Below are 11172 nucleotides of genomic sequence, written 5' to 3' on the forward strand. Positions count from 1 at the left end.
TAGATAAAAAAACAAGCATCTGGATGCTTGTTTTACAAATAATATTTAAATTTCCTCTTCACGATTACAATTACAATTTGAATTCGGGCGGAGCTTCTCAATTAAAAGATATATTAGCACAGCGATCAATACAATTTGATAGATTTCCACCACATTTCCTCCTTTATACCCTTATCGGCATCATAATAGAATTTGTAATCTACTGTCAACGATGTTAACTTATTTAATCCAAGTATTTTCATTACAGGCAAACAACTTTGACAAGCAAGGAAATAAATCATTAGAATAAATCAACAATTTTACCGAAGTTTGCATCCAAGTGAGATGTATTTTTATACAATATATGCTATACTATATACACATATATATAATGTTGTTCTTTTTTTGTTTTTTTATATCAAGAATTTTTTTGAAATGAGGATATCCCTCATTATTATTTTGTCTAAAAATAGAAGATAGGAGTGATTTAAAGAGTTGTTCCATGATGAACGTTTTAAAGGATTGTCCCCTGATAAAATAAAACAAGATTTGATTGCAGGTATTACAGTAGGTATTGTAGCTATTCCGCTTGGGATGGCTTTTGCTATTGCATCAGGAGTAAAGCCTGAATATGGATTATACACGACGGTTATTGCCGGAATATTAGTTGCTTTATTCGGTGGATCAAGGTATCAAATTGCCGGTCCAACAGGTGCATTTATTCCTATCTTACTTGCCATTGTCCTTGAACATGGGTATGAGAATCTTTTAATTGCTGGATTTTTAGCAGGTATTATGCTTATTGTAATGGGGGCATTTAAGTTAGGTAGACTCATCCAATATATTCCTCGCTCCGTAACAATCGGATTTACTTCAGGAATTGCTGTCATTATTTTCAGTGGCCAAATTGGGAACTTCTTAGGATTAGAGGATTTAGAGAAAAAGCAATATTTCCATGAAACAATGATACAACTTTACCACCATTTAGCAGAAGTAAATATATATAGTGTCATCACAGCGGTTATTGGACTACTTCTTATTATATTTATTCCAAAATTTTTCCCTAGAATACCTGTCCTGTTGGTTGCTTTAGTTATACCAACCATTATTACCCTTCTATTCTTTCCAAATAAAGTCGCAACGATTGGGAGTGCATTTGGTGGAATTTCACAAACTTTACCCGATTTTAAGATTCCTAACATAACATGGGAAAAAATAAAGATACTCTGGCAACCGGCTTTTGTGATTGCAATGCTGGGGGGAATTGAGTCGTTATTATCTGCAGTTGTTGCAGATGGCATGACAGGAAAAAGGCATAACTCCAATCGTGAATTAGTTGGGCAAGGGATTGCAAACGTGATTACACCTTTATTTGGTGGTATTCCTGCAACTGGTGCAATTGCAAGAACGGCTACGAATATAAATGCAGGTGGCTTTAGTCCATTATCAGGTATTTTCCAAGGGGCCTTTGTTCTTCTTACTATATTATTATTTGCTCCATATGCATCAAGTATTCCCTTAGCAGCAATGGCACCGATTTTAATGGTTGTTGCCTATAATATGAGTGAAATGAAGTCTTTCATCCACATATTGAAATTAAAAACAGGTGATTCCCTTGTTCTAGCAACAACCTTTTTATTAACTGTTTTCGTCAATTTAACAGTCGCTGTTCCTATTGGATTAGGTTTAGCTGCAGTGTCCTTTATTAAGCGTATGAGTGAAGTATTTGAAGTAGAAAGAGTAATCCCTTCCCGTGCAAAAAGCCAAAATGACATGGATTACGATATAAAATGCCAAAAAATTGCTTTTTATACGGTTCAAGGACCTCTCTTCTTTGGTGCGGCTGACAAGTTTGAATCTGTTATTAATAGCATTACATGGCGGCCGACCGTTTTGATTTTAAAAATGAAACATGTCCCTATTCTTGATGCAACAGGAGCTTCAAATCTTCACTCCTTAGTAACAGACTTTAAAAAACGATTCAAAGGGGCTGTACTCATTTCAGAAGCAACAGAAGACGTATTACAAATGATGAAAGTAACAGGTCTTTACAAGAAAATAGGTGCAGAACATTTTTTCAAAGAATCACATGATGCAGTTGATTTTGCTTTAACAATGATTTACCCAAAGCAATGCGCCTTATGCTCGAAGTTAAACCGAAATAGCTGTCAAGTATTCCAAAAAAGTAGTCAGATGGAAAAAATTATTTAGATTTGAAAAGAAGGTTTCTTGCTTTGGAAGCCTTCTTTTTTTATAGATAGTTAAACGAACACTTTCAACAAAGATGGTATACTAATAACAAAAGCAGAAAGGAGTTACATCATGAAGCAATCCATTCAAAAAATTATTCTACATCGACTACATATGCGCTTAAATAACCCGTTTACAACCAGTTTTGGAACGATGCAAGATAAGGACTTTTTTATCATAGAAGTAATTGATCAAGATGGACATCAAGGATTTGGAGAGTCGGCGGCATTTTCTGCTCCGTGGTACACGGAAGAAACAGTGGAAACAACCTTACATATGTTAAGAGACTTCTTAATTCCACTTATCCAAAAACATGATTTTAAACATCCACAAGAGCTAACAAAGATTTTCCAAGCGGTCAAACGAAATAATATGGCAAAAGCGGCGATTGAAGGAGCTCTTTGGGATCTTTATGCAAAACAACAGAATATTTCCTTAGCAAAAGCCCTTGGTGGAGAGAAAGAAACGATTGATGTTGGAATCAGTATCGGGATTCAACCATCTATACAAAAATTACTTCAATCCATTGATAATGCCCTACAACAAGGATTTAAACGAATTAAATTAAAAATTAAACCTGATCAGGATATCGAACTTTTAAAAGAAGTGCGCACAGAATTTCCAACAACACCGATTATGGCTGATGCTAACTCTGCGTACACTCTAGACGATATAAATTTGCTGCGGGAATTGGATCAATTTAATTTAATGATGATTGAACAACCACTTGCACATGACGACATCGTGGACCATGCTAAACTCCAACAACACATCCAAACACCTATTTGCCTTGATGAAAGTATCCATTCTTTTCAAGATGTTAAAAAGGCAATCGAACTTGGTAGTTGCCAAATCATTAATGTAAAAAGTAGCCGTGTTGGTGGTTTAACAGAAAGTGTTCGTATTCATGATTATTGTAAAGAGCATCATATTCCAATATGGTGTGGGGGAATGTTAGAAGCTGGTATTGGCCGTGCCCATAATATTGCCCTTACCTCTTTAGCCAATTTTACACTACCAGGAGATACAGCTGGTTCCAGTCATTATTGGCAAAGGGATATTATCCAACCAGAAGTAACTGTTGAAAATGGAACAATTCAAGTTCCAACCAAACCAGGAATTGGTTATGAAATCGACCGTGAAGCATTACAATACTATACTGTAGAGCAACAAATATTTACATTATAAATGAAAAAATCCCAGATAATAAATGTCTGGGATTTTCTTTATTTTATATTTTTACGCCTTAAATGCATCTGTTAATGGTGGGACAATTTGTTTCTTACGTGACACAACACCTGTTAACATGGCACGGTTATTATCTAATGTCACATTAAAAGCCTTTTCAACTTTTTGCGTTTCTTTTCCAATTGCTAAAACATCGGAATTACTATTCAAAATATCTGTAACAACTAATAAGTATAAAGAAAGTCCTTTTTCTTCCACATAAGCTTCAATTGCTTTTTCAAATGCTTCTTGTTTTTCATATACTTCATCGATATCAACCGCATTAATTTGGTTAACCTCTACATTTTCCCCATGCATATCAAATACTTTTGCATCATTTGCTAATAGCTCGTCCATTGATTTATCTTGTAAATTGGTTCCTGCTTTTAACATTTCCAAGCCATATGTATTTAAATCAACATTCGCTATTTCTGCTAGTTCTTTAGCCGCTTCTACATCTTGTTCTGTACATGTAGGTGATTTAAATAATAAAGAATCCGAAATAATCGCTGAAACCATAAGGCCCGCAATATGAGATGGAATCTTCACATCATTTTCTTTGTACATTTTATTTAAAATTGTTGCTGTACACCCTACTGGCTCCACCCGGAAATAAAGTGGTGCACTTGTTTCGAAATTAGCAATTCGGTGATGATCAATAACTTCTGCAATATGTACGTCACGAATATTATCCACACTTTGTGGGAATTCATTATGGTCTACTAAAGCAACTTCTTTTACATCATCTTCCACACGTTCAATAAAACGTGGTGCCTCTACTTTAAAATAATCTAACGCATATTCTGTTTCTTTATTTGGTGTTCCCAATCTCACTGCTTCTGCATTACTCCCTAGCTCTTTCTTTAAATGGGCATATGCTAATGCAGAGCAAATTGAATCTGTGTCTGGGTTTTTATGTCCAATGACAAGTACTTTTTCTTCCATGCTTTCCTATCTCCTTTATTACTAATTCTATTAAAATAAAGATATCTACATTATTAAATTTTTCGTTTTGATTATATGCAAATTTTATCATACCCATTACATTTATTCAAAGCAATCTCCATGTCGTTCATCATCCATTGAAAAGAGGTTCCTGTTTTTTCTTTCAACCGTACTCTCTATGCTAATTACCCTAAAATGCATCTGGCTAATATTCGTGTGATTTGCTTAAGCACGGAGACGTGAAGTAATCATAGTTGATTCGGATGACCAATTCATTGCTTTTTTCTCCTTTTCGGGCATCAATATCCATTTGGATGACCGATTTGGTGCTTTTTTCTCCTTTGTGGGCATCAATATTCATTTGGATGACCGATTCATTGCTTTTTTCTCTTTTTCGGGCATCAATAATTTTCCATACTATTACAGTCATTTTTATTTACTTTTTCCCTCTTTGTTCTTATAGTGATATAGTAAGAATTGGATAAGATTTTCACTTTATGTGAATCAAAATTATATGAAAAGGGTTTTTACATGAAAAAAATAATTATTATCGGTGCAGGAATTTTAGGAGCATCTACAGCATATTATCTTTCAAAAACAGAAGCAGAAGTTATCTTAATTGACAGAAATGATATCGGTCAAGCAACAGAAGCAGCCACTGGTATTATTTGTCCATGGTTATCGAAACGAAGAAATAAAGCATGGTATCATCTGGCGAAAAATGGTGCAAAAATTTACCCTAAATTGATCCGAGCATTAGAAGAAGACGGTGAAGTAGAGACGGGCTACAAGCAAGTTGGAGCAATAAGTATTCGGGAGAAAAAAGAAACACTACTTGAAATGAAGGAAATTGCTTTAAAACGCCGAGAAGATGCACCAGAAATTGGCGAGGTTACCTTATTAAGTCCTAAAGAAACAAGAAAACTTTTCCCGCCCATTGCAGATGGTTTAGGATCTGTTCATGTAAGTGGTGCAGCCCGAGTGAATGGGCAACAATTACGACGTGCACTCATTCAGGGTGCAAAAAAGAACGGCGTGACATTTATAGAAGATACGGCTACATTACAATATGAAGATTCTTCCATCATAGGTGTCACCCTTTCCGATTCTACTCAGATAACAGCAGATATTGTAATTGCAACAAATGGTGCATGGATGAAGGAATTGCTAAGTCCGATTGGAATTTCCCTTTATAGTTATCCCCAAAAAGGACAGCTCATGCATATAGAAATGCCTGAATATGATACAAGTAAGTGGCCTGTTATTATGCCACCTAGTAACCAATCGATTGTACCTTTTGATGATCGGGTAATTATTGGTGCAACACATGAAAAGAAAGGCGTCGGATTTGACCATCGAATTACCGCTGAAGGATTACATCGGGTCTTATTTACTGCATTAAAGTTTGCTCCAGGTCTTGGAAATGCTACAGTTATAGAGACAAAAATGGGCTTTCGTCCCTATACACCAGAATATTTACCTGTGATTGGTCCTATTCCTGGCTATAAAGGTCTTTTAGTTGCCAATGGACTTGGTGCATCTGGATTAACAACTGGGCCGTATCTCGGTAGCCAATTAGCGAAACTCGCCATGGATGAATCAATTGAGATTGACCTTCATGATTACGATATAAAAGAAGCCTTAACAAAAGCTTAGTTCATATAAAAGAAAGAGGAGATGAAATGAAAGGAAAAAATGTAATTTTAATTATCATCATCACCGTTATTATCGCTCTCATTTTAACTTACTGGTTATTAAAAGAGATGGTTTAATAAAAAACGAGATACCATTCGAATCAGAATGTGTATCTCATTTTTTTAGATATTCATTTACCTTTTTCTTTTTTCCAGCTCTTTTCTTCATCATCTTCAATTATTCCAAGAACGACATCCGTAATATTCGGTTCTTTTAAAAGTTGATCCGTTAATCTAAATTTGATATCATCTGCTTCTGCAAGTGTCAATCCTTTTACTAATTCAACAGTAACATCAACATGATATGCTCTACCCTCTTGCATTACACGCATATCATAAATATCAACAACATATTTATCACTTAATAATTCTTTACCGATTTTTCCCTCAACATCTGCCGGAGCAGCTACCCCAATCAAACCAATCATATTATCATAACCAACGCGAAAAGCGACAAATAACATTAGAAGCCCAATTAATATCGATACAATCCCATCTGCCTGTAAGATACTGAAAAATTGGGCCAAAATAATTCCAATAATAGCAAATAATGCCCCTAATGTTGCTACAATATCTTCATAAAATACCAATTTAGTTGCTGGAGATGCCTTTTTTGCATTTCGAAACGCTAATATAAACAAATTTCCTTTACGCTTCATTTTCGCCTCTTCTAAAATTAACTTCATTGTTTTATATAAAATGAAGCCATCAATCAAAAATGAAAATACTAAAACAATAATATTCAATAAAAAATCACTAGATTCTTGCGGATGTTGCCATAATTCCCAACCAGTCTTTATTGTTTCATATGCCATTACTGTTACAACAATAACGGCAACCATACAAAAGATATTAATTAATCTGCCAAACCCAGTTGGAAATCGTTTGGAAGGCTTCATCTCAGCCAAAACACTGCCAGCATACACAAATGACTGATTCACGGTATCTGCTAGTGAATGCATTGCTGTGGCAAACATTGTTCCATTTCCACTTATAGCAGCTACAATTAATTTCACAATCGCAATCACAAGATTTCCCAATGCAGCTAATCCAGATGATGTATTCCCTTTTTTAAGTAATTTTATGATTCGCATTCATGTTCACCCCAAGACATCGCTTCTTTTTCTTATTTTTGTTTAAAATAAGAAACATATACATGTTTTTCATAAACTTAATTTATGACGATATCTTTAGGCGTGTTATTTTTTAAAAATATCATTCTCTCATTCGTTTTAATGGGTTCGCATATCTTGATATAAATGGTGCATTAATCCCATAAACACAGCCAGCCAGATAGCTAATGCAATATACACCATAACATCTGGAATTATCATTAGAAATGGAAGTTCAAGTGCTTTAGATAACTGTAATGTACTTGTTGTATACATTGCAATTGGAAACGCCATTCCCCAGAATTGTGGGTCATAGGTTAATGGAAATCGGTGAATCACATGTCTCCAAATGGTAAGTATAAAAAGTAATGGTATCCACCATGTTCCGGTAATCCAGAAAAACAACGTAAATCCTTTTAGAAATGGTGTAATCTCTGATAGTAATGAAAAATTATCTCTATGTAATATTAATGTTGAACCAGCTAATGTTGTAATCGCAACAGCACCCATATTAATCCAATAAGGTGGTGTCAATTCAGAGAGTTTTAGCTTTAAAAAAGTAAAACGATAAAAAATAAGCGTAATAATATTCAGGTATAGCATACACCCTAGAAAATACATACATAACGTGAAAAATAAAAGTATTTCCTTACCATCATGGATATGTGGTGAAAGCAATGTACCAAGAATGGAAACAGATTGTGTAGCAACAGCCGCAATCAACCATGCTCCATTAATTCCTTCCTCCATTGTTGGTTTATTCTGCCGAATGGTAACGGAAGTAAAAAAGGTATACATGACAATAATCCACAGGAAAATTGCTAAAAACCACAATATATAAGGAAAGGAATAATTACCAGTAATTGTAATGATTTGGCTTCCAAAAACGGATGTTCCAGCAATCAACGTAAAAAAACCTGGCCCCTTCTCATGGCTTGTCATATCACCAATTAAATTAGGAAAGAAATAAAATAAACGTATGAATGTTAATATCCACAAAACAAGATACGCGACAATATTGATTCCAAGTAATATTTTTGAAATAACTATCATTTCTAATAAATGTGCACCAATTGATAATGCTCCTGTAGCCATTACAAGTGCAAAATAAGCAGGAAATAAATTTTTGGATTTAGATTTCAAATAATCAAGCATTGCTTCACTCTCCAATTAGTTAAAATTACAGCAATAACATCTTTTTTTACTTGCTATATCTATTACCTCACCGCGTCATGTCCTAAATATGTTTCTTTAATAGTATTCCTTTTATGCTCCCTACTATGAATGAAGTGAAAATAACAGAAATCCTGGGACAAGAAATATTTATTCTAATATATTTTTGTGTATTATTTAATAAAATAGATGCTTTGGAATCAATCCATACTAAGGCTAATATTTGGCAATTAAATAATACACAAAATTGCCAAGACCTTTTACACAGTTTTGCATCGAAAAATACATAAGCGTTTTGTTATTTAACACTATTTTACACTTTATAAAAGCACCCTTTTTTATTCTATATATAAAATAAATTACGTAACAGATTGTCATGCCGAAAATTATATACAATCCTGTTGCTAAGATTAGATAAGAGATTTCAAATCCTGCTCTCAAAGTGCTAAAGCAATTACCAAAGAAATACAACATACATTATACTCTATTTAGATTAATCAAGGGTAATATAAAAAGCTTATTTTTTGTGTACAATATTGACATAGGTTCATACAAAAAATAAAATAGTGTTATAGATTAAAATGTTATTTCTTTACATGCTAATGACACTGCATTTTTTTCAGAATATTCTAACATACGGCTTAATATTATGGTTAAACTGATTCATCCTAGTATATAATTAATTTTTTTATCTGTTTACTATAATTATTTTTGGGATGTTTCCATTGAAAGCGAAATTAATTACGACAGTATTTTTCAGTATAAGATTCCTTATAGGAGGATGTAATAAGATAGGATTATCTGATGATAAAAATAAACAAAATAATAGCTCAAAATTAAATGATTATGAATTAGAAAATTATGTTCCCATCCAGGAATATAATGGGGAAGGTTATATACTTAGAGAAGGAAAGGAAGAAGTTGGTGAAGTTGCTGAAGAGCATTGCGATGTGGTGAAAAAGACTGTCCATTGATTCCTAACTTTTTCTTGCAAACGAATGACTTTACATTTTTGCCTCTGATTGTTTTTCGCTTCAATTAAGTTGATCCCACTTTCCTTGGCAACTAAAGCGAATCTTGATAACTTACGTTAAGGACTTAGGCCTAGATGCTTTACTGTAAAAAAAGATAGAGACTGGATAATATGTATTTATAATACTCAATTTTTATACAAATAAAAAAACACTTATAAATCTATATTTATCAAGTGTTTCAGCTAATTCAGGAAAGTATTATTTAGTTATTAAAAATAGCTTAATTCATTCTAAAATACCAGTGGCCGGGATCGAACCGGCACTCCGTGAGGAACGGGATTTTGAATCCCGCGCGTCTGCCAATTCCGCCACACTGGCAATTAATTTTAATTTGGAGGCGGCAACCGGATTTGAACCGATGATAGAGGTTTTGCAGACCTCGGCCTTACCACTTGGCTATGCCGCCATCGTACTGGAGCGGAAGACGGGATTCGAACCCGCGACCCCCACCTTGGCAAGGTGGTATTCTACCGCTGAACTACTTCCGCAAATGGCTGGGCTACTAGGATTCGAACCTAGGAGTGACGGGACCAAAACCCGTTGCCTTACCGCTTGGCTATAGCCCAATAAATGGGGCGACCGGTGGGATTTGAACCCACGCATGCCGGAGCCACAATCCGGTGCGTTAACCACTTCGCCACGACCGCCATGAAATAATAATGGCAGGGGTAGTAGGAGTCGAACCCACATCAAAGGTTTTGGAGACCTTCGTTTTGCCATTAAACTATACCCCTGTTTTTCATATTATATTTAGATGGTGGAGGGGGAGAGATTCGAACTCCCGAACCCAGAGGGAGCGGATTTACAGTCCGCCGCGTTTAGCCACTTCGCTACCCCTCCACAATATGGCTCGGGACGGAATCGAACCGCCGACACAAGGATTTTCAGTCCTTTGCTCTACCGACTGAGCTACCGAGCCGTATATGTAATATATCTATTTATTTGATTTTATAATGGCGGTCCGGACGGGACTCGAACCCGCGACCTCCTGCGTGACAGGCAGGCATTCTAACCAACTGAACTACCGGACCAAGATATATAATATTATATTGGTTGCGGGGGCAGGATTTGAACCTGCGGCCTCCGGGTTATGAGCCCGACGAGCTGCCAGACTGCTCCACCCCGCGATATAAGTATATATATTTAGATGGTGGAGGATGCAGGGCTCGAACCTGCGACCCCTTGCTTGTAAGGCAAGTGCTCTCCCAGCTGAGCTAATCCTCCAAATTGGTGACCCGTAGGGGATTCGAACCCCTGATACCGCCGTGAAAGGGCGATGTCTTAACCACTTGACCAACGGGCCATATATTATTTTAAAAGTTGAATGGCGGAGAGCGAGGGATTTGAACCCTCGAGACCACTTGCGTAGCCTACACGATTTCCAATCGTGCTCCTTCGGCCAACTCGGACAGCTCTCCATGGCTCCACAGGTAGGGTTCGAACCTACGGCCAATCGGTTAACAGCCGATTGCTCTACCACTGAGCTACTGTGGAATGGAATCAAATAACATTACCAAGTGATCTTCTATAGTAACCAAACAATATTATAGCAGTTTTTCAAAATAAATCAAGTGTAATCTATCAAAAAAATAATAGTTTATACCTTGAAAACCAAATAAGAAGTGTACCACTTATCAATAACAATGTATCTAGTCAAGTCCTCGATCAATTAGTATCCGTCAGCTCCACGTGTCACCACGCTTCCACCTCGGACCTATCAACCTCATCGTCTCTGAGGGATCTTACTCACTCGAAGTG

The 11172-nt window shown here is 35.8% G+C and carries 8 protein-coding genes, 14 tRNA genes and 1 rRNA gene; 4 read left to right on the forward strand and 19 right to left on the reverse strand.

Going from position 1 to position 11172, the window contains the following annotated elements; all coding sequences use genetic code 11:
• The first annotated feature begins 474 nt into the window (after positions 1–474).
• Together FHP05_RS09460 and menC are read left to right on the forward strand one after the other, a co-directional pair.
• The gene (locus FHP05_RS09460; protein ID WP_230973976.1) at positions 475–2190 is read left to right on the forward strand and encodes a SulP family inorganic anion transporter; all 1716 of its coding nucleotides are present in this window, start codon (positions 475–477) and stop codon (positions 2188–2190) included.
• A gap of 111 nt (positions 2191–2301) precedes the next feature.
• Positions 2302–3417 carry an o-succinylbenzoate synthase gene (gene menC, locus FHP05_RS09465; protein ID WP_147667415.1) on the forward strand — a complete coding sequence of 372 codons (1116 nt, stop codon included), beginning with the start codon at positions 2302–2304 and terminating at the stop codon, positions 3415–3417.
• Positions 3418–3468: 51 nt separating this feature from the next.
• Here the strand turns inward: menC and FHP05_RS09470 are convergent, their stop codons facing one another.
• Together FHP05_RS09470 and FHP05_RS09475 are read right to left on the reverse strand one after the other, a co-directional pair.
• Entirely contained in the window at positions 3469–4401 is a 933-nt protein-coding gene (locus tag FHP05_RS09470) for a manganese-dependent inorganic pyrophosphatase (protein ID WP_147667417.1), read from the reverse strand.
• Between the two features lie 205 nt (positions 4402–4606).
• Positions 4607–4831, reverse strand: coding sequence for a hypothetical protein (locus tag FHP05_RS09475; protein ID WP_147667419.1), 225 nt, complete (start codon positions 4829–4831; stop codon positions 4607–4609).
• 101 nt (positions 4832–4932) lie between these two features.
• Here FHP05_RS09475 and FHP05_RS09480 point away from each other — a divergent pair, with 101 nt between their 5' ends.
• Entirely contained in the window at positions 4933–6057 is a 1125-nt protein-coding gene (locus FHP05_RS09480; RefSeq protein WP_147667420.1) for an NAD(P)/FAD-dependent oxidoreductase, read from the forward strand.
• Positions 6058–6226: 169 nt separating this feature from the next.
• On the opposite strand, the gene FHP05_RS09485 is transcribed toward FHP05_RS09480, so the two are convergent.
• Positions 6227–7189, reverse strand: coding sequence for a cation diffusion facilitator family transporter (locus FHP05_RS09485; RefSeq protein ID WP_147667422.1), 963 nt, complete (start codon positions 7187–7189; stop codon positions 6227–6229).
• A 138-nt stretch (positions 7190–7327) separates the two neighbouring features.
• Positions 7328–8362: a tellurite resistance/C4-dicarboxylate transporter family protein gene (locus FHP05_RS09490; protein ID WP_147667424.1), complete on the reverse strand. Its 1035-nt coding sequence runs from the start codon at positions 8360–8362 to the stop codon at positions 7328–7330.
• Between the two features lie 743 nt (positions 8363–9105).
• Here FHP05_RS09490 and FHP05_RS09495 point away from each other — a divergent pair.
• Positions 9106–9354 carry a hypothetical protein gene (locus FHP05_RS09495; RefSeq protein ID WP_147667426.1) on the forward strand — a complete coding sequence of 83 codons (249 nt, stop codon included), beginning with the start codon at positions 9106–9108 and terminating at the stop codon, positions 9352–9354.
• Positions 9355–9650: 296 nt separating this feature from the next.
• Here FHP05_RS09495 and FHP05_RS09505 read toward each other — a convergent pair.
• The 15 genes from FHP05_RS09505 to FHP05_RS09575 all read right to left on the reverse strand — a co-directional run.
• Positions 9651–9732 (reverse strand) — tRNA-Leu (locus FHP05_RS09505).
• A gap of 14 nt (positions 9733–9746) precedes the next feature.
• Positions 9747–9820, reverse strand: a tRNA-Cys gene (locus FHP05_RS09510).
• A 7-nt stretch (positions 9821–9827) separates the two neighbouring features.
• Positions 9828–9902 (reverse strand) — tRNA-Gly (locus FHP05_RS09515).
• Positions 9903–9905: 3 nt separating this feature from the next.
• Positions 9906–9980 (reverse strand) — tRNA-Gln (locus tag FHP05_RS09520).
• Positions 9981–9985: 5 nt separating this feature from the next.
• Positions 9986–10061, reverse strand: a tRNA-His gene (locus tag FHP05_RS09525).
• Between the two features lie 13 nt (positions 10062–10074).
• Positions 10075–10148: transfer RNA gene (locus tag FHP05_RS09530), tRNA-Trp, on the reverse strand.
• Between the two features lie 21 nt (positions 10149–10169).
• Positions 10170–10254 (reverse strand) — tRNA-Tyr (locus FHP05_RS09535).
• A gap of 6 nt (positions 10255–10260) precedes the next feature.
• A tRNA-Phe gene (locus FHP05_RS09540) sits at positions 10261–10333 on the reverse strand.
• A gap of 35 nt (positions 10334–10368) precedes the next feature.
• Positions 10369–10445, reverse strand: a tRNA-Asp gene (locus FHP05_RS09545).
• A gap of 19 nt (positions 10446–10464) precedes the next feature.
• Positions 10465–10541 (reverse strand) — tRNA-Met (locus FHP05_RS09550).
• Between the two features lie 21 nt (positions 10542–10562).
• Positions 10563–10638 (reverse strand) — tRNA-Val (locus tag FHP05_RS09555).
• Positions 10639–10642: 4 nt separating this feature from the next.
• Positions 10643–10717: transfer RNA gene (locus tag FHP05_RS09560), tRNA-Glu, on the reverse strand.
• 22 nt (positions 10718–10739) lie between these two features.
• A tRNA-Ser gene (locus tag FHP05_RS09565) sits at positions 10740–10832 on the reverse strand.
• Between the two features lies 1 nt (position 10833).
• Positions 10834–10908, reverse strand: a tRNA-Asn gene (locus FHP05_RS09570).
• A 155-nt stretch (positions 10909–11063) separates the two neighbouring features.
• Positions 11064–11172 (reverse strand): 23S ribosomal RNA (locus FHP05_RS09575); the annotation flags it as partial.

Source organism: Cerasibacillus terrae, assembly GCF_008039555.1.
Taxonomy (GTDB): Bacteria; Bacillota; Bacilli; order Bacillales; family Amphibacillaceae; genus Cerasibacillus; species Cerasibacillus terrae.

What these genes read in the sequence shown, in the direction of transcription:
- menC (WP_147667415.1), top strand. Translation starts at nt 2,302, where the DNA reads ATGAAGCAATCCATTCAAAAAATTATTCTACATCGACTACATATGCGC.
- FHP05_RS09470 (WP_147667417.1), bottom strand. Translation starts at nt 4,401, where the DNA reads ATGGAAGAAAAAGTACTTGTCATTGGACATAAAAACCCAGACACAGAT.
- FHP05_RS09475 (WP_147667419.1), bottom strand. Translation starts at nt 4,831, where the DNA reads ATGACTGTAATAGTATGGAAAATTATTGATGCCCGAAAAAGAGAAAAA.
- FHP05_RS09480 (WP_147667420.1), top strand. Translation starts at nt 4,933, where the DNA reads ATGAAAAAAATAATTATTATCGGTGCAGGAATTTTAGGAGCATCTACA.
- FHP05_RS09485 (WP_147667422.1), bottom strand. Translation starts at nt 7,189, where the DNA reads ATGCGAATCATAAAATTACTTAAAAAAGGGAATACATCATCTGGATTA.
- FHP05_RS09490 (WP_147667424.1), bottom strand. Translation starts at nt 8,362, where the DNA reads ATGCTTGATTATTTGAAATCTAAATCCAAAAATTTATTTCCTGCTTAT.